This is a genomic window from Methylobacterium aquaticum (genome assembly GCF_016804325.1).
Lineage (GTDB): Bacteria > Pseudomonadota > Alphaproteobacteria > Rhizobiales > Beijerinckiaceae > Methylobacterium > Methylobacterium aquaticum_C.
On record NZ_CP043627.1, the window covers coordinates 3,134,289 to 3,151,399 of the forward strand.

The following is a 17,111-nucleotide window of genomic DNA, read 5'->3' on the forward strand; positions in this document are numbered from 1 at the left end:
GGGACTCGTCGAAGACGAGAACCCGGATCCATGACCGCTGACCGTCCAGAATAAGGTGGAATGCGGCCCGCTTCGTCCTGCATCGTGAGTGGTTATGGATCCCGGGTTCCGCTGCGCGGCCTCGGGATGACATCGAGGGTTTGAACGCGGTCGTTAAACTCGAACACCCAGCCTATCGGGACGAGCACCCCCGCCCCTACCCCACGAAATCCCCACGGCTCAGGCCATAACGTTGCATCTTCTCGTTGAGGGTGCGTCGGGGAAGATCGAGGAGGCGCATCGCCTCGGCGATGTTGCCCTGCGCCTGCTGCAGCGCCTGCTGGATCAGGCCCCGCTCATAGGCCTCGACCCGGGCGGCGAGCGGCATGCCGGCTTCGCCCGGCTCCGGCGCGGCGCCGAGGCGGTCGAGGCCGAAGGCGTAGCGCTCGGCGGCGTTGCGCAACTCGCGCACGTTGCCGGGCCAGGGTCGCTCGACGAGATCCTGGATATGGCGGGCGCCCAAGGGCCGCATCGCCCGTCCATGCTCCTCGGCGGCCTTCGCGGCAAAGTGCTCGAACAGCAGCGGGATGTCCTCGCGCCGCTCGCGTAAGGGAGGGATGCGCAGGCTCGCCACGTCGAGGCGGTAATAGAGGTCGGGGCGGAAGCGCCCGGCCTCGGCCTCCGCGTGCAGGTCGACCTTGCTGGCGCACAGGGTGCGCAGGTCGGCGGCGACCGAGTCGTTGGACCCGAGCCGCTCGACCCGGCGCTCCTGCAGCACCCGCAGCAGCTTGACCTGGCCGGAGAGCGGCATCGCCTCGATCTCGTCGAGGAACAGCGTGCCGCGATGGGCGTATTCGAGCTTGCCGATCCGGCGCTTGAGCGCGCCCGTGAAGGCGCCGGCCTCGTAGCCGAACAGCTCGCTCTCCATCATCGTGTCGGGGATCGCGCCGCAATTGAGCGGGACGAAGCGGCCGTCGCGCCGCGTCGAGAAGGCGTGCAGGCACTGCGCCACCAGCTCCTTGCCGGAGCCGGTCTCGCCGTTGACGACCACGTTGACCGGGGTTGCGGCGAGGTCGAGCACCTCGCGCCGCAGGGTCTCCATCGCCCGGGAGGTGCCGATCAGGCGGCTCTCGATGGCGTGCGCGTCGGTGCGCGCGTGGAGCCGGCGCAGGCGCAAGGTGAGGTGACGCTTCTCGCAGGCGCGGCCGATCGCGTCGGTCAGGCGCTCGGGCGCGAAGGGCTTCTCGATGAAGTCGTAGGCGCCGCGCCGCATCGCCTCCACCGCCTGCGGCACGTCGCCGTGGCCGGTGACGAGCAGGACCGGCAGGTCCGGGTCCCGCTCCAGGGCGCGCTCCAGCACCGTGAACCCGTCCATCCGCGGCATGCGCAGGTCGGTGACGAGGATGCCGGGAAAATCGGCGTCGATCGCCGCGAGGGCGTCGTCCGGCGCCTCGAAGGTCGAGACGACGTAGCCGGCGAGCGTCAGCCACTGCTCCAGCGCCTCGCGCACCGTCTCCTCGTCGTCGACGAACAGGACGCGCTCCACCCGTGACGTCATCGTCTTAACTCTCCGCTGCCGGCAGCACGAGGGTCAGCACGGCGCCGCGCGCGCCGTTCCCGGCCGTGAGGCTGCCCCCGAGGTCGCGCACGATGAGCGAGGACAGGGACAGGCCGAGCCCCAGCCCCTCCCCGGCCGGTTTGGTGGTGAAGAACGGATCGAAGATCTGCGCCATGTGCTCCGGCGCGATCCCGCTCCCGCTATCCGCCACGTCGAGCCGCCAGGACGGCGCCGGCTCGTCGGAGGTCGCGCGCGCGGCGCAGAGGTCGAGCCGGCGCTCGGGGGCGTCGCGCATCGCGTCGAGGGCGTTGACCATCAGGTTGAGGATGACCTGTTCGAGGCGCACCGGCTCGGCCCGCACCATCGCGTCGGGCGGGATCCGGCAATCGACCGTGACGTCTTCCGCCCGCAGCCGGACCCGCAGCAGGTCGAGGGCGGCCTCCGCCGCGCTCGCGAGGCGGACCGGCTCACGGTGCTCGGGGCCGGTCTTGCGGGCGAAGTCCTTGAGATGGCGAATGATCTCGGCGATGCGCTGCGTGACCTCGGTCATGCGCTGGAGGTTGCGGCGCACCGTCGCCTCGTCGCCGCGCTCCAGGAACAGGGCGGTGCTGGCCAGGAAGGTGCGCAGGGCCGCGAGCGGCTGGTTGATCTCGTGGTTGATCGCCGTCGAGATCTGGCCCAGCGCCGCGAGCCGGCCGGCGTGGATCAGCTCGGCTTGCGTCGCCCGGAGCGCCGTCGTCGCGCGCTCCCGCTCGGCGATCTCGGTCCGCAGGCGCGTATTGGCCTCGCTGAGGTCGTGGGTGCGCTCCGCCACCCGCCGCTCGAGGGAGAGCCGCATCGCCTGCTCGGCCCGCAGGCGCTGCCGCTTCTGGCTCGCCGCGGCGAGCGCGAAGGCGAGGGCCAGGCCGGTAAGTCCCGTGGCGGCCGCCACCAGCGCGGCCTGGCGCGACGCGGCACCGGTCGGGGCGACGGTCCAGAGCGTCCAGCCGAGATCCGGCATCGCCACGGGCTCGACGAGGCCGCTCCCGGCCCCGCCGGCGGAGGGCAGAGCGATCATCCCGCCGGGAACGGGGGACCATCCGCCAGCAGGGGCCGCAGGTCGCTGTCGCCGTATTGCCGGGCGGCGCGGATCCGGTCGGTCTCTGCCGGCGCCAGGGGCTGGAACGGGCGGTACTTCCAGCCGGGTTCGCTCGCCAGGAAGACGATGCCGGCCGCGTCCGAGACCAGATTCCGCTCGCCCGCCCGGCGCCACTCGCCCTCGAGGCCTTCCAGGTCGACCTTGATCACCACCACGCCCGCGACCCAGCCGCCTTGCCCGTCTCCTCGGGCCTCCACCGCCTTGCCGATGAACAGGCCCGGCTGCTGGGTGGTGGTGCCGATGCCGAAATAGCGCGAGGCGCCGGTCGCGAGCGCATCGAGGAAATACGGCCGGTAGGCGTAGGAGGTGCCGACGAAGCCGAGGGGCTGGTTCCAGTTGCTCGCGGCGAGCGTCAGCCCCTTCGCGTCCATCAGGTAGATCGCGGCGATGCCGGAGGCCCGGGCGACGGTCTCGAACTTGGCGTTGACGGCGGCGATGGCGGCGGCAGTGGGATCGACGAGGAGATCCTGGACCTGCATGTCGAGGGCGAGCACGGTCGGCAGGTCGCGGTAGCGGTCGACGGTGGCGCGCAGGACCGCCTCGGCGATCACGAGCCGCTGGCGCGCGGCGCGCCGCACCTGATCGTGCCCGGCCCCGAGCGCGAGGAGGAACACCGCGAGGGTGAGCGCCAGGATCGCCACCGCCGATCCCCAGCGCCGGGCCCCGATGCCAGCGAGGCGCGCGCGAAGCGGCGTCTCGACCGGACGATCGGCAGGATGGGCTTGGCTCATGCCGGGCGTCTCGCTGGGGGAACGCGGATCGTGCAATTCCCGCCCTGCCTCGAAACCGGGATGGTCCGCAAGCGACAAGCCGCCCGGGACCCGGCGTGACCCGGGTCCCGAACACGTCGCGCGTCAGCCGGCCATCCGGCCGTTGCCGTCGAGATAGCCGTATTTGCGGGTATCGGGCATCCACAGCGAGGCGGCGAAGGCCACCGCGGCCATCGCCGCCACGTACCAGAAGAACAGGCTCTCGTTGCCATAGGTCTTGAACGAGAGCGCGACGTATTCCGCCGTGCCGCCGAAGATCGCGTTGGCGATGGCGTAGGGCAGGCCGACACCGAGCGCCCGCACCTCGGCCGGAAACAGCTCGGCTTTCACCACGCCGCTGATCGAGGTGTAGAAGGACCCGATCAGAAGACCCGTCAGGATCAGCCCGAAGGCGGCCCACGGGCTCGTCACCAGCGACAGGGTCGAGAGCAGCGGCACTGCGCCGAGCATGGCGAGCCCGCTGAACAGGATCATGTTGTTGCGCCGGCCGATCCGGTCCGACAGGGCGCCGAAGAGCGGCTGGATCACCATGAACACCACGAGCGCCAGGGTCATCACGGTCGAGACCGTCTTCAGGTCGAGCTTCACCGTGTTGACCAGGAACTTCTGCATGTAGGTGGTCATGGTGTAGAAGTAGAGCGAGCCACCCATGGTGAAGGCGAGCGTGATGAGCAGCGCCCGCTTGTGCTGCATCAGGGCGCGGAGCGAGCCGGCCTCCTTGCTCGTCATGGTCTCGTGCGAAGCCGATTCCTTGAGCGAGCCGCGCAGCAACATCGCGACGACGGCCGCCGCGGCGCCGACCAGGAACGGGATGCGCCAGCCCCAGGCCCGCATCTCCTCGGTCGTGAGGATGTGCTGGAGCGCGAACACGATCAGCACGGCGAGGAGCTGGCCGCCGATCAGGGTGACGTACTGGAACGACGACAGGAAGCCGCGGCGCCCCTTGCCGGCGATCTCGCTCATGTAGGTGGCGGCCGTGCCGTACTCGCCGCCGACCGAGAGGCCCTGCGCGAGGCGGGCGACGAGGAGCAGGACGGGCGCGAGCACGCCGATGGTCTCGTAGGTCGGCAGGATGCCGATCATCAGCGAGCCGGCGCACATCAGCAGCACCGAGAACACCATCGACGACTTGCGACCGCGCCGGTCGGCGATGCGACCGAAGATCCAGCCGCCGAGCGGACGCATGAAGAAGCCGACCGCGAAGATGCCGGCGGTGGCGAGCAGCTGGCCGGTCGGGCTGCTCGACGGGAAGAACGCGGACGCGAAGTAGATCGACGTGAAGGCATAGGCGTAGAAATCGTACCACTCGACCAGGTTGCCGGACGAGGCGGCGACGATGGCCTTGATCTTCTGGCGGTCCGAGGTCTCGGACGGCGCCGGACTCACTCCGATCGCCGCCGGTGCAGCCGTGCTCATGGACGTTCTCCCTGGATGCGAACCATCCCGCATGGATGCGGGCGTGACGAAGGTCTCTCCGTCCCGGGCCTTTCGGCCTCTCGCGGAGGGCAGCGGGAGGACGATGGCAAGCGCGATGCCAGGCGAATGGAATATTAAAACGCAGCGATATCAGATGCTTGCCCGGTTTCCGCATCGCCTCGTCGGCGGCCTGGCGCCGACCGCAGCGCCGCCATCGGCGGATTTCCGCCGCGGGCGGCCGGGCGGATCCCGTCCCCGAGAGCCGGACAAGGCGGGCGCTCCGCCCCCCTCCTGCGCCGGCACCGCTCAAGCCCGTTGACGCCGCCGCCGTCGCCCTCTAAACGAACGTCACCGCGGCGCTGCCCAGCAGCGCTTCGGGCCCAGGTGGCGGAATTGGTAGACGCGCTGGTTTCAGGTACCAGTGGTGCAAGCCGTGGAGGTTCGAGTCCTCTCCTGGGCACCAACACCCCTCAGAGGTGTTGATGCCGTCCCCGAACGGGGAACTACCCGATCCGGTCATCGGGCCGAGTCAAACTCCTCATCGTCGACACGGCTGCCGCGGATCGCGATCTGCCGCATGGTGCCGAACCGGTCCGGGCCGCCCCGCGTTGGATCCCGCCAACCGGAGGAGACATCCATGCCGAGCGACGACCTGCTCACCGCCCGCCCGCACCTGACTCGCCGCGACGAGGACAAGGCGGCGGCCAAGGCCGGGGTGACGCCGGCCGACCACGACGCCGCCCGTAAAGCCGACGCCCTGGATCCCGGCACCAGCACGACCGGCGAGGAGCCGCGCCGCCGCTCCGCCCCGGCGGGCGAGGGCGAGGTCTGAGCCGACGCACGCCTGCCGGAGGGATCGGCCGTTCCCCGGCCTCCCGATCCGGGCCGCGCCATGGTATGGGCCCGGCCGATCCCCCCGTCCCGGTCGGGCAGCCCGCCGGCACGGCCGGGTGAGCGACTGCGAGGTGCCCCGGCATGGATTCCGTCGTCCCCCTGCCCTGCCGGAAGCACCTGTTCGAAATCCCGGACGACGTCATCTACCTCGACGCGGCGGCGTGGTCGCCGCTGCCCCGGGCGGTCCGCGAGGCCGGGGAAGCGGGTGTGCTGGTGAAGAGCCGGCCGTGGCTGCATCCGCGCGAGGCGATTCCCGCCCAGGCCGAGCGGGCGCGGTCGGCGGCGGCCCGGCTCATCGGCGCGGCTGCGGACGACGTGGCGATCGTGGGATCGGTGAGCCACGCGATAGCGACGGCCGCGGCGAACCTCGCGGTCGCGCCGGGCGGGCGCGTACTGCGCGTCGCCGACGAGTTCCCGTCGCTCTGCTACGCCTTCGACCGGCTCGCCCGCGCGAGGGGGCTCGTCATCGAGGAGGTTCCCCGCCCCGCGGACGGCGACTGGACCGCGTCCCTTCTGGCGGCCATCGGGCGCCCCGGGGCGCCGCCCCTGGCGGTCGCGACCCTGACCCCGTCGCACTGGACCGATGGCGGGCTGATCGACCTCGACCGGCTCGCGCCGGCCGTCCACGCCGCCGGGGCCGCACTGGTGATCGATGCGACCCAGGCGGCGGGGGCCGTGCCGGTGGATGTCGGCCGCTGGCGTCCCGACTTCCTGTCCTTCCCGACCTACAAGTGGACGCTCGGGCCCTACGGGCTCGCCTTCCTGTATGCCGCTTTGCACCGGCAGGACGGCGCGCCGATCGAGGAGAATCTCGGCAACCGTCCGCCTGCTCGCGGCGCCCGGCGCTACGACCGGGGCGAATTGAACGATCCGGTCCTGTTGCCGATGGCGGCGACCGGGCTGGAGCTGTTCCTGTCCCTCGATGGGGCGGCGGTAACGGCCCGGCTGCGCCGCCTGACCGATCGTCTCGCCGACGGTCTCGTCGGGCTCGGCCTCTCCGCGGCGCCGGCGCATCGGCGCGCCCCGAACATCCTCGGGCTCCGCGCGCCCGGCGGCCTGCCCCCCGGCCTGATGGACCGCCTGCGGCAGGACGGCGTCTTCGCGAGCGAACGATCCGGGGCGCTGCGTCTGAGCCCGCATGTCTGGACCGACGAGGGCGACGTCGAACGCTGCGTGGCGGCCTTGCGCCGTTCCCTGTAGGGCCCGGCCGGGAGATGCAGGCCCCCGGTCGTGGCCGAGCAACGGCGTCCGGGGCCTAGGGCGAGGCCGCGTGCCGTCAGCCCGGCGACGGCCCGCCGGCACCGCGGGCCTCGGGCGCCGGAGCGGCCTCGGGGGAGCGTCCGGGCTCGGCTTCGGCCGCTCGGGGGCGGCGCTCTCGGGGTAGCGGGCGCGGTAGGCGCGCAGGAAATCGGTCAGGGTCTCGGCGCTGGTCGCCTGGCGCACCAAGCTGCGGAAGGCCGCGCTGCCCGACGCGTTCGGCGAGGCGATGAGGCCGAAGGTGCGGGCATCGGGGCTCTCGGCCATCTTCTGGGTGTATTTCGTGCGCAGCCGGTCGAGGCTCAGCGGATCCTCGGCCAGCGCGTAGGCGATCGCCGAGCGCATCACGTCGCTGCGCTCGGGATCGGTCAGGGGGCCGGGATCGCGCCAGCGGGTGCCGAGCAGGGCCTCGTGCGCCTCCCCGGCCTCGCGCCAGCGCCGCGCGCCCCACAGGATGTCGCCGCGCAGGTGCGCCGCCTCCGGGCTGGCATTGCCGTCGAGCAGTTCGAGGGCGAGATCGGTGCGCGAGAGGTCGGACAGGGCCCGGGCCTCGAGCAGGATGCGCGCGTCGCGGATCTGCGCCGGCAATTCCGGCAGGCGGGTGTTCTGCAGCACCTTGAGGGCCTTGAGCGGCTCGCCCTCCATCAGCCGCACGGTGGCGAGGCGCGCCGCGACGCTCGCCCGCGCCGCGCCGGTCAGGCGGTTGTCGACCTGATGCTGCAGGAGGTCGCCGGCGGCGTCGAGGAGATCGAGGGCGACCAGCCGGTCGGCCAGCCGCCGGACGATCTCGTCGCCCTGGCGGCCGACCGGCGTGAACTCCTTGAAGTCGTAGAACAGCGCCAGGGCCTCGATCTTGCCGAGGCTCGCGCCCTTGTCCGACAGGAACAGGGCGGAGAACAGCGCCACCGTGTCGTCGTGCAGGCCGCGGGTGGCCGGGTGGTCGGGAAACAGGCGGTTGGCCTTGCGGGCGGTCGCGAAGGCGTCGCGCCAGCGGCCGGCCCCGGCATAGAGCCGGCCGAGCCGGGCCAGGGCCTCGGCCTCCGCATCGCCGTGCCAGGTCAGGGTCAGGCGCTCCAGGCGGTCGATCGCGGCTTCCGGCGCCATCGTGCCGGAGGCCCGTCCGAGATCGACCAGCCGCAGGGTCGCGTCGGCGGCGACGCCGGGCGCCGCGGTCTCGGCGAGCTGCTTGTAGGCGCGGCGGGCCTCCCCGTCCTGCCCGATCGCCTCGGCGAAGCGCGCCTTGAGGAAGGTCAGCCGGTCGCGGGCGGGCGGCGCCTCGGCCAGCGGCGCCACGGCGGTGAGCGCCCGCTGGACGAAGGCCGGGTCCTTGGCGTCGAGCGCGGCCTCCATCGCCGTGAGGTAGAGCTGCACCTGCAGGTCGTCGGGATAGGCCTCGATCACCGGGAGGCCGGCCTTGAAGGCGGCGAGCGCCGCGGCGCTTCGGCGGCTGCGGGCATCGACGACGCCGCGCCACAGCCGCAACTCGGGATCGAGCGCCTGCTTGCCGTCGGGGGTGAGGAAGCCGCCCGCCCGGGCGTTCTGGCCCATGCTGAGCGCGGCGATGGCCGAGAGGAGCCGCACCGGCCGCTGGGCCGCCAGCGGCGGGTCCTCCCGGACTGCCAGGGCCAGCACGCCCGCGGCCTCGGGCGCGAGATCGTTGGCGAGCAGCACCCGGACGAGGTCGAGGCGCGCCGCCGAGCGGGCCGGCCGGTCGGCGGCGGCCGCCGCGGCCTGCGCGGCGCGGATGCGCGTGCGCACGTCGCCGAGCCGGTCCTCGCGCCAGCGATCGGGCTGCACCATCAGGGCGGAGGCCTGCGCGCCGGCCTCCGGCGCCTCGACCACCGTGGCCGAGACCGACAGCCCGCCGGGGCGGGTGATCGTCACCTCGTTGAGGCCGGGGCGCACCGCGAGGTCGTCGGCCGCCGCCAGCACGGCCACGCCCTGCCGGGTCGGCAGCAACTCGAACTCGACGAAGCGGCCGCGCTTGGGCAGCGCGGCGAGCCGCGGGCCGCGGGCGGTCACCACGGCGATGCGCTCGCCGTCGCGCTCCAGCCACAGGGCGCCGCCGGGGCGGGCGAGCGGCACCGCCACGGCCGGCTTGCCGGTGGCGTCGGCGCTGCGCTGCGGCGCCAGGACATCGCCGCCCGGCAGGCTGCCGTCGCCGAGCACCAGGTCCCAGCCCTGCCCCTCCCCGGTCGCGAGCTGGGCGAGCACGCCCTGGTCGAGGCGCAGGCGCAGGACCGTGAAGGAACCCTCGGGTCTCGGCCCCTCGGCGACGCTCGCCGGCGACCCCGCCGGCAGGGCCGGCAGGGTCACGGGGGCGGTGGTCTCGAAGACCAGGGTGGCGATCCCGCCGCGCTCGAACAGGGCCGCCGGCGGCCGGCTCGCGAACGGGAAGGCGATCCGCAGGCCTTGGGCCGCCTTGGCGATCCGGGCCTGGACCGGCCCGGTGGGCGCGGGCGGCTCCGCCGGGGGCGGCGCCTCGGCCTGCGGGCGGGGCGGCGCGTCGGGACGAGGCTCGGCCGGCGGACGGGCCTCGGCTGCCGGACGGGCCTCGATCTGCGGCAGGGCATCGGCCCGGGCCGGGGCGACCGGCTCCGGCTTCCGGTCGTCCGGCTTCTTGTCGTCGGGCTTCTTGGCCGGCTTGACGAGGTCGAGAATGTAGGAATCGTCCTCGCGATAGCCTTCCGCGGCATAGCCCTCGGCGAGCGTCAGGCTCAGCCGGGCGGCCTCCGCGCCGGCCTCCGTGGCGAGGCCCGTCGCGGCTGGCCGAAGGCCCGCGCGGGCCTCGGTCGATTCGATCGTGTAGGCGCCCGGGATGCGCAGGCGGATATCCGAGCCGGCCCGCTCCAGGCCGACCTCGACATCGGCCGGCAGGCGGACCGAGAGCCGGGTCAGGGTCGGCAGATGCGCCACTTCGAGGCGCAAAGGCGTGGTGCGCCGGGCGCCGCGGGCGGCCTCGCGGCGCAGGCGCTCGCTGAGTTCCTCGGCCCGACGGTTGAGGTCGGCCAGTACCTCCGGCGGCAAGCCCGGCGGCATGCCGGTCCAGCCCTCGGGCAGGAGGTCGATGAAGACCCGCTCGCCGGCCTCCAGTACGTTGACCTTGTAGGAGGATTGCAGCGCCACCCGCAGGCCGGACCCGTCGGGATCGCGGCGGACCTGCGCGACATAGGCCGGCATCTCGGCAGCCAGGCGGTCGCGCGAACCGGTCACCGGCTCGCGAAAGCCCACCACCAGCACCCCGCCGGTGACCTTCGCGGTCACCTTCACGCCGTGGTCGAAGGTGAGCGCGATGCGGCCGAAATTCTTCTGCTCGCTGCCCTGGATCGCCACGAGCTGCGCCGCATCGGCCGTGCCGGCGCCGACGGCCAACGCCGCCAGCGCGATCAGCGCCGCAGCGCGGCGGCTCCTGCCCGTCGAACCCATCGCATCCGCCCGCCTCACCCCGAGACGGCACCATGCCGGCACAGGGCTAATGAGGGCTTAATCGGCGGGGGACTGGGGTGTCCGGGGGAAGGAAGAGGCGCGGGAGCTCTTCTCTCCTCCCCCTTGTGGGGAGGAGCCGGAGGTGGGGGTGGTGCCGGAGAGGCCTCGCGCTCTACGCGGCACCACCCCCACCCCTAACCCCTCCCCACAAGGGGGAGGGGAAAGCGCGCGGTTTTACAACGGGTTGGGCTTCAAAGGCGTCGTGTGAATCCGTTGACTCCGCCCGCGGGGAGAGGGGAAAACCCGCGTCATTTCTTTTCCCCGGACGGCCCCGCACCCCCGACGAACTCAACGCCCCGCGTCGATCGCCGGCAATTCGCCGGGCGGCAGGCCCGGGGCGGCGGTGGCGGTCTTCGGGCCGCCGGCGCCGCGGGCGCGCTGGGCCAGCGCCACGGTCAGGCGCTCGGCCGCCTCGGGCTGCATCACCGCCAGCACCTCGGCCATCTTGCGCGGGTTCATGCCCACCACCACCGGGACCAGCACGTCGAGCTTCAGCCGGTCGAAGACCCGGGCGGCCTCCTTGGGCTTCATCGTCTCGTACATCGTCACCAGGGACTTGAGGCCTGCGGCTTCCGCCTCGGCGCGCTTGGCCGCGGCGTCGTCGCCCTTCTGCTCCAGGGACTTGAGGTCGTTGATCCGGGTCTCGAGCTTGCGCTCGGCATTCTCGATCAGCTGCTCGCGGGTCTCGAGGTCGCGCGAGCGCTGCTGCAGCGCGTCGCGCCGGGCCCCGAGCTTCTCCAGGATCGCCCGCTCCGAGGAGACCGGCTCGGCGACCGGGCGCGGCTCCGGCTGGGCAGGCGCGGCGGCAGGAGCCGCGGCCTCCTTCGGCGAGACCGAGCCGGTGACGGTCGGGTCGAGGGGCTCGTAGCCCGAGCGGGCATGGACCAGGAACTCCGCGAAGCGGGTGCCGGTGGACGGCCCGGCTTCGAGAACGGCGAGGACCTTCAGCAGCAGGAGCCCCGCGGCCGCCACCGCCACGGCATCGACGAGGCGCAGGCGGATCATCGGCCCGCGCCAGACGGGGTTGGCCAGCACGCGCTGCACCAGGACCGCGACCGAGACGGGGGCCTGCGGGACCGTGGCCGGCAGCGTGCCGGCGGGCTTGGTCGCGGCGGGTTTGGCGGCGGCCGGTTGGGAGGCGCCGGCTCCCGCGGGCTTCGCCGTCGCGGCCTTCGCTGCTGCGGCCTTGGCCGCCGCGGCGTCGGGGGCCGCCGCTCCGGGCGCGGCGGCGGGTGTCGCGGTGCCGGCCGGAGCCGCACTCGGCGGCAGACCGGCGAAGCGGCGCAGGAGCAGCGCGAGGGTCATGCCGCCTGGGCCTGCAGGCGGCTCAGGGCGCGCTCGCTCAGCGCGCGGGCGGCGGCGGCGGCGGCGCCGAGGCGCTCGCCGGTGGAGACCGGCCGCGGCTCGGGCGCGGCGGGAGCGTGTGCCGGGGCGACGGGGGCCGCAGCCGGGGCGAACGGGGCGGCCGTCGCGGCCGCAGCATAGGCCGGCGCGGCGGGAGACGGCGCGGCCTCGCTCGGCGCGAAGGCTTGCGCGAAGGGGGCCTGAACCGCCTCCCCCGGCACCGCCGCCCGGGCCTGGGAGACGATGCGGGCGATGCGCGACAGGACCTCGTCGCCGGCCTGGAGCTGGGCGGCGAGGTCGGCATTGGTGCGGTCGGCCAGGCGCAGGCGCTCGCCCAGGGTGCGGTCGCACTCGGACAGGGTGGTGCGCAGGCCGCTGATCGCCCGCTCGGCGGATTCGGTCGCCACCATCAGGTCGCCGATGGTTTGGCGCATCGCCGATTCGTCGCCCTTGAGGCGGGTGATGCGGCGGCCGAGGCTGACCGAGGTCGCGATGCAGGCGACGAGGAGGACCGCCACCAGCAGGTCGGCGAGGATGCTGATGATCACGCTCACGATGCGGCCTCGTTTCGGAAGAGGGACAGGGACATGCGCGCTAGCCGTCCTTGCGGTTCTGCATCGAGGCCTCGAAGGCCGCGAAGGTGGTGCGGGACCGGCGCAGGGGACGGGTGACCTGCACGGCGATGCTGTCGTCGAGGCGGCCGATCCGCCCTTGCGTCATCGCCCAATCGCCGCAGCGCAGGGTGATGAGGTCGGAGGGCTTGGCGTCGAACATGATGGTGTCGCCGACCTCCAGCGACAGCACCCGCTTCAGCGGCAGCGACATCTCGTGCAGGACCGCCTCGACCGCGACGTCGGCCTGGAAGATCTCGGTGGCGAGGTGCCCTTCCCAGATGTGGTCGCGGCCGAGCTTCTCGCCCATGAAGCTCTGGAGCAGCAGGTCGCGGATCGGCTCGATCGCCGCATACGGGAACAGGATCTGGAGCAGGCCGCCGCGGCCTTCCATGTCGAGCTTGAGGTCGATCAGGATCGCGGCGTTGGCCGGCCGGGTGATGGTGGCGAAGCGCGGGTTGGTCTCGATCCGGTCGATCAGGAAGCGCACCGGCGAGAGCGGCTGGAACGAGGCCTCGAGGTCGGTCAGGATGATCTCGACCATCCGGCGCACGAGCTGCATCTCGATCGGCGTGAACGGCCGCCCGTCGAGGCGGATGCTGGAGCCGCCTCGCTTGCCGCCGAGGAGCAGGTCGAGGGTCGAGTAGGCGAGGTTCGATTCGACCGTGACGAGACCCGAATTCTCCCAGGCGTCGGCCCGGAAGACGCCGAGCAGGGTCGGCAGCGGGATCGCGTTGAGGTAGTCGCCGAAGCGCACCGAGGTGATGTTGTCGAGGGTGACCTCGACGTTGTCCTGGAAGAAGTTGCGCAAGCTCGTCGACAACAACCGGATCATCCGGTCGAAGACGATCTCGAGCATCGGCAGGCGCTCGTACGAGACGACGCCCGAATCGACGATGGCCCGGATGCCGCCTGCGCCCGAGGCCGACAGCTCCCGCAGCGAGAAGCCGAGGACCTGGTCGATCTCCTCCTGGTTCAGGATGCGGTCGTTGCCGGCGAGCTCGGGCAGGTTCTCCGACTCGCCCTCGTCGATCATGTTGGCCCATTCGGCCGCCATGTCGTTCGACTGGGTGGTGGTCCCCTGCTCGGCCAGCGCCGCGCCCCATTCCTCCGCCAGGGAGGCGTCGCCGCCCCCGCCCTGCTCGATCAGGGCCGCGGCCCAGTCGTCGTCGTCGATGGTATCGTCAGGTCCGGCCACGGAAGCACCACATCCCGCTCGAGGGGGTTATTGCGACATCTTTGTTATTGGATGACGAAGTCCTTGAAGAGCACCGCGTCGACCTTGGCGGGGTAGACCGCCACGTTGACCCGGCGCAGCAGCTCCTCGCGCAGGCGGTAGGTGCCGCCGGCGGCCTCGAAGTCGCCGACGCGCAGGTCGCGCACGAAGACCTGGAACGTGTCCTCGACCCGCGGCATCAAGGGCTGGATCTCGGAGGCCACCTTCGAATCCCGCACCTCCAAAGCCACCTTCAGCTTCAGGAAGCGCGGCTGGGTCTGCCCCGGCTCGGGCATCAGGTTCATGGTCATCTCGCGGACGTCCATGAACGCCACCGGCATCTTCTGCTCGGAGGCCGCCTTCTCGGCATGGGCCGCGCGGCTGCGCATGAACAGGAACCCGCCGCCGCCACCGCCCGCCAGCAGCAGGGCCGCCGCGACGATGATGATGAGCTTCTTCTTGCCGCCGCCTGCGGCCGGGGCCGCCCCCTCCTCGCCGTCCCCGTCGCCATCCGGCGCCGGGGCCTTCTTCGGCTTCTTGGCCATCGCCCGCCGTCCACACCCTGAAGATCCGTAACCGGAGAGTGTGCGAAGACGGTTAACGGCGCGTTAAGGCGGCAAATTCTGCCCGGTCGAACTTGCCGGGTCGGCACGAAACGACCGCCCCGGCCGACGCCAGCGATTAACCAAGCATTTGCCATAACACCGGAATTCGGCGTCGGCGTTCCTGGCACGGCCCCTGCGAACAGGAAGACGGGTCCGCCGCTGGGGAGCGGGGTGGCCCGCCACCACGCATCGACGGGGAGTAGCCGGTGCAGAATGCTCAGTTGATCGGGCTCTCGTCCCAGATGGCCTTGGGGCGCGAGCTCGAGGTCATCGCCAACAACATGGCCAACGTCACCACGACGGGCTTCAAGGCGCGCACGCCGCGCTTCCAGGAATACCTGATGCCGAAGGCGAGCGCGGAGACCTTCCAGCGCCCCGACCGCAAGGTCTCCTACGTCATCGATGCGGCGGCCCCCCTCGACATGCAGCAGGGGCCGATCGAGCCGACCGGCAACCCGCTCAACGCGGCGATCCGGGGCGAGGCGTTCTTCGCGGTGCAGACGCCGCAGGGCGAGCGCTACACCCGCAACGGCGCCTTCGAGATGAACCCGCAAGGGCAGATCGTGACGAGCGACGGCTATCCGGTCCTCGGCGACGGCGGCCCGATCCAGATCGGCCAGCAGGAGACCGGGCTGGCCCTCGGGCCGGACGGCACCGTCTCGACCAACCAGGGCACCCGCGGCCGCCTGCGGCTCGTCACCTTCGCCAACCCGCAAGGCCTGACGAATGCCGGCGGCAACCTCTATTCGTCGAACACGCCGGCGCAGCCGGCCGGTCCGCAGGGGCGGATCGAGCCCGGCGCGCTCGAGCGCTCGAACGTCCGCCCGGTACTGGCGATGAGCCGGATGCTGGAGGTGAACCGCACCTACCAGCTCGTCTCCGACACGGTGTCGCGGCTCGATTCCTTGCGCGGCCAGGCGATCCAGCGCCTCGCCGACGTCGGCAACGTTTGAACGGGAGCCTTAGACGATGCGCGCGCTCTACGCCGCCGCCACCGGCATGGCGGCCCAGGAACTCAACGTCCAGGTCATCTCGAACAACATCGCGAACCTGCGCACCACCGGCTACAAGCGCCAGCAGGCGCATTTCCAGGATCTGCTCTACCAGAACCTGCGCCGGGCCGGCACCGCGACCTCGGACCAGAACAACCAGCTGCCGGCGGGCCTCGCCATCGGCTCCGGCGTCAAGACCACCTCGACCGCCCGGGTGATGTCGCAGGGCACCCTGACCTCGACCGAGAAGACCTACGACATCGCCGTGCGCGGCGAGGGCTTCTTCCAGGTCACGATGCCGGACGGGCGGACCTCGTATACCCGCGACGGCTCGTTCGACCTCGATGCGCAGGGGCAGATCGTCACCCGCGAGGGTTACCTGATGAACCCGAACATCTCGGTGCCGAACAACGCCACCAGCGTCACGATCAGCGCCTCGGGCATCGTGCAGGCGACGATCCCCGGCCAGACCGCGCCGCAGAATCTCGGCCAGATCCAGATGGCGCGGTTCGTCAACAAGGTCGGCCTCGAATCGATCGGCGACAACCTGTTCGTCGAGACCCTGGCCTCCGGCCCGCCGATCACCGGCAATCCCGGTACCGACGGCTTCGGCAACCTGCAGCAGAGCTACCTCGAAGAGGCCAACGTCAACGCGGTCTCGGAGATCTCCTCCTTGATCGCCGCGCAGCGCGCCTACGAGATGAACTCGAAGGTCGTGACCGCCGCCGACCAGATGCTCTCCACCACCTCGCAGATGTTCCGCGGATGAGCGCCCCGATGATCGACCTCGCTCCCGTCGTCCACGCGCCCGCATTCCCGGCGGCCCGCCGCGCGCTGCTCGGGCCCGGCATCCTGTCGCGCACCGCGTTGACCCTGCTCGCGCTCAGTCTCATGACCCTGCCGGTGCTCGCTGGCGAGCGCCTCTCGCTCAAGGGCGACATCACCGCCGAGCGCGACGTGATCACCCTCGGCGACCTCGTCGCCGGCGCCCCGCCGGCGCTCGCCCAGAAGGCGCTGTTCCGGGCGCCGGCGCTCGGCACCTCCGGCACGATCCAGGTCCGGCGCATCGTCGAGGCGACGGCCGGGCTCGGGCTCGACGCGCCGGAGAGCGGCGGCCGGCTTCAGATCTCGGTCCAGCGCGCGGCCCGCCGCATCGCCGCCCCGGAGATCGAGGGCGCCGTGAAGGCGGCGCTCGCCAAGGTCCGCGGCCTCGAATCCGGCTCGGTCACGATCGCCTTCGAGGGCGAGCCGCCGGTGCTGACCGTGCCGCCGGAGCTCAATGCCGCGGTCACCGCCCAGGAGGTCGCCTACGATCCCCGCAGCCGCCGGGTCACCGCCCTGGTGGTGGTGGGCGAGCGCCAGGCCTCGCTGCGGGTGTCGGGCCAGATCGTCGAGATGGCCGACGTCGCGGTGCTGACCCGGGCGATCAACCGGGGCGAGACCCTGTCGGCCCCCGACATCGCGATCGAGCGCCGCCCGCGCGACGGCCTGCCGGCCGATAGCGCGGCGGATGCCGCCGCCTTCATCGGCCAGGTGGCGCAGAAGCCCCTCGGCGCCGGCACGGCGCTCCGCGCCGGCGAGCTGAACCGGCCGGACCTCGTCGCCCGCGGCGAGTCGGTGACCATCGTGTACGAGACCCCCGGCGTGGCGTTGTCGCTCCGCGGCCAGGCCCGTGACGGCGGGCCGCTCGGCGCGGTGATCGGGGTGATCAACCCGGTCTCCAAGAAGGTGATCCAGGCCACCGTGATCGGCCCCGGCCGCGTCACCGTGGCGCCGATCGTCCCGGTGATCGCGGCGGCCCCGGCCGCCCGCCTCGCCTCGGCCGGGCAGTGAGGATTTTCTCCA

The 17,111-nt window shown here is 72.4% G+C and carries 12 protein-coding genes and 1 tRNA gene; 5 read left to right on the forward strand and 8 right to left on the reverse strand.

Translation table 11 applies throughout. The annotated features are described in order from the left end of the window. Window positions 1–196 precede the first annotated feature (196 nt). The 4 genes from F1D61_RS14235 to F1D61_RS14250 form a co-directional block, all read right to left on the reverse strand. Entirely contained in the window at window positions 197–1,537 is a 1,341-nt protein-coding gene (locus F1D61_RS14235) for a sigma-54-dependent transcriptional regulator (protein ID WP_203158570.1), read from the reverse strand. A gap of 4 nt (window positions 1,538–1,541) precedes the next feature. Next, window positions 1,542–2,594: a sensor histidine kinase gene (locus tag F1D61_RS14240; protein WP_203158571.1), complete on the reverse strand. Its 1,053-nt coding sequence runs from the start codon at window positions 2,592–2,594 to the stop codon at window positions 1,542–1,544. Beyond that, the gene (locus F1D61_RS14245; RefSeq protein ID WP_203158572.1) at window positions 2,591–3,406 is read right to left on the reverse strand and encodes a hypothetical protein; all 816 of its coding nucleotides are present in this window, start codon (window positions 3,404–3,406) and stop codon (window positions 2,591–2,593) included. The genes F1D61_RS14240 and F1D61_RS14245 overlap by 4 nt, the downstream gene beginning before the upstream one ends. Before the next feature lie 123 nt (window positions 3,407–3,529). Further along, the gene (locus tag F1D61_RS14250; protein ID WP_203158573.1) at window positions 3,530–4,861 is read right to left on the reverse strand and encodes an MFS family transporter; all 1,332 of its coding nucleotides are present in this window, start codon (window positions 4,859–4,861) and stop codon (window positions 3,530–3,532) included. Between the two features lie 378 nt (window positions 4,862–5,239). On the opposite strand from F1D61_RS14250, the gene F1D61_RS14255 reads away from it, so the two are divergent. Both F1D61_RS14255 and F1D61_RS14265 read left to right on the forward strand, forming a co-directional pair. Next, window positions 5,240–5,324: transfer RNA gene (locus F1D61_RS14255), tRNA-Leu, on the forward strand. Window positions 5,325–5,836: 512 nt separating this feature from the next. Further along, the gene (locus tag F1D61_RS14265; protein ID WP_203158575.1) at window positions 5,837–6,955 is read left to right on the forward strand and encodes an aminotransferase class V-fold PLP-dependent enzyme; all 1,119 of its coding nucleotides are present in this window, start codon (window positions 5,837–5,839) and stop codon (window positions 6,953–6,955) included. Between the two features lie 3,831 nt (window positions 6,956–10,786). Here F1D61_RS14265 and F1D61_RS14275 read toward each other — a convergent pair. From F1D61_RS14275 to fliL, 4 genes are read right to left on the reverse strand one after another with little or no spacing between them, the layout of a single operon-like run. Next, entirely contained in the window at window positions 10,787–11,803 is a 1,017-nt protein-coding gene (locus F1D61_RS14275) for a MotE family protein (RefSeq protein ID WP_348649449.1), read from the reverse strand. After that, a complete protein-coding gene (locus F1D61_RS14280) occupies window positions 11,800–12,396 on the reverse strand; it encodes a DUF6468 domain-containing protein (protein WP_246775882.1) in 597 nt (198 codons plus the stop codon). Before F1D61_RS14280 ends, F1D61_RS14275 begins: the two co-directional genes overlap by 4 nt. A 40-nt stretch (window positions 12,397–12,436) precedes the next feature. Beyond that, a complete protein-coding gene (fliM, locus tag F1D61_RS14285) occupies window positions 12,437–13,651 on the reverse strand; it encodes a flagellar motor switch protein FliM (protein WP_203158576.1) in 1,215 nt (404 codons plus the stop codon). A 44-nt stretch (window positions 13,652–13,695) separates the two neighbouring features. Beyond that, window positions 13,696–14,214 carry a flagellar basal body-associated protein FliL gene (fliL, locus tag F1D61_RS14290; RefSeq protein ID WP_203158577.1) on the reverse strand — a complete coding sequence of 173 codons (519 nt, stop codon included), beginning with the start codon at window positions 14,212–14,214 and terminating at the stop codon, window positions 13,696–13,698. A gap of 266 nt (window positions 14,215–14,480) precedes the next feature. Between fliL and flgF the strand changes: the two genes are divergently transcribed. Genes flgF through flgA form a run of 3 tightly spaced genes read left to right on the forward strand, consistent with a single transcriptional unit; the run spans window position 14,481 to window position 17,099 of the window. After that, a complete protein-coding gene (gene flgF / locus F1D61_RS14295) occupies window positions 14,481–15,227 on the forward strand; it encodes a flagellar basal-body rod protein FlgF (RefSeq protein ID WP_203158578.1) in 747 nt (248 codons plus the stop codon). A 16-nt stretch (window positions 15,228–15,243) separates the two neighbouring features. After that, complete coding sequence (gene flgG, locus F1D61_RS14300; RefSeq protein WP_203158579.1) at window positions 15,244–16,035, forward strand: flagellar basal-body rod protein FlgG; 792 nt, start codon at window positions 15,244–15,246, stop codon at window positions 16,033–16,035. After that, window positions 16,032–17,099 (forward strand): flagellar basal body P-ring formation chaperone FlgA, encoded by a 1,068-nt coding sequence (gene flgA / locus F1D61_RS14305; protein ID WP_246775883.1) that lies wholly within the window; start codon window positions 16,032–16,034, stop codon window positions 17,097–17,099. Before flgG ends, flgA begins: the two co-directional genes overlap by 4 nt. Window positions 17,100–17,111: the final 12 nt, after the last annotated feature.

What these genes read in the sequence shown, in the direction of transcription:
- F1D61_RS14275 (WP_348649449.1), bottom strand. Translation starts at nt 11,803, where the DNA reads ATGACCCTCGCGCTGCTCCTGCGCCGCTTCGCCGGTCTGCCGCCGAGT.
- F1D61_RS14265 (WP_203158575.1), top strand. Translation starts at nt 5,837, where the DNA reads ATGGATTCCGTCGTCCCCCTGCCCTGCCGGAAGCACCTGTTCGAAATC.
- fliL (WP_203158577.1), bottom strand. Translation starts at nt 14,214, where the DNA reads ATGGCCAAGAAGCCGAAGAAGGCCCCGGCGCCGGATGGCGACGGGGAC.
- flgA (WP_246775883.1), top strand. Translation starts at nt 16,032, where the DNA reads ATGAGCGCCCCGATGATCGACCTCGCTCCCGTCGTCCACGCGCCCGCA.
- F1D61_RS14240 (WP_203158571.1), bottom strand. Translation starts at nt 2,594, where the DNA reads ATGATCGCTCTGCCCTCCGCCGGCGGGGCCGGGAGCGGCCTCGTCGAG.
- F1D61_RS14235 (WP_203158570.1), bottom strand. Translation starts at nt 1,537, where the DNA reads ATGACGTCACGGGTGGAGCGCGTCCTGTTCGTCGACGACGAGGAGACG.
- flgG (WP_203158579.1), top strand. Translation starts at nt 15,244, where the DNA reads ATGCGCGCGCTCTACGCCGCCGCCACCGGCATGGCGGCCCAGGAACTC.
- F1D61_RS14250 (WP_203158573.1), bottom strand. Translation starts at nt 4,861, where the DNA reads ATGAGCACGGCTGCACCGGCGGCGATCGGAGTGAGTCCGGCGCCGTCC.
- F1D61_RS14245 (WP_203158572.1), bottom strand. Translation starts at nt 3,406, where the DNA reads ATGAGCCAAGCCCATCCTGCCGATCGTCCGGTCGAGACGCCGCTTCGC.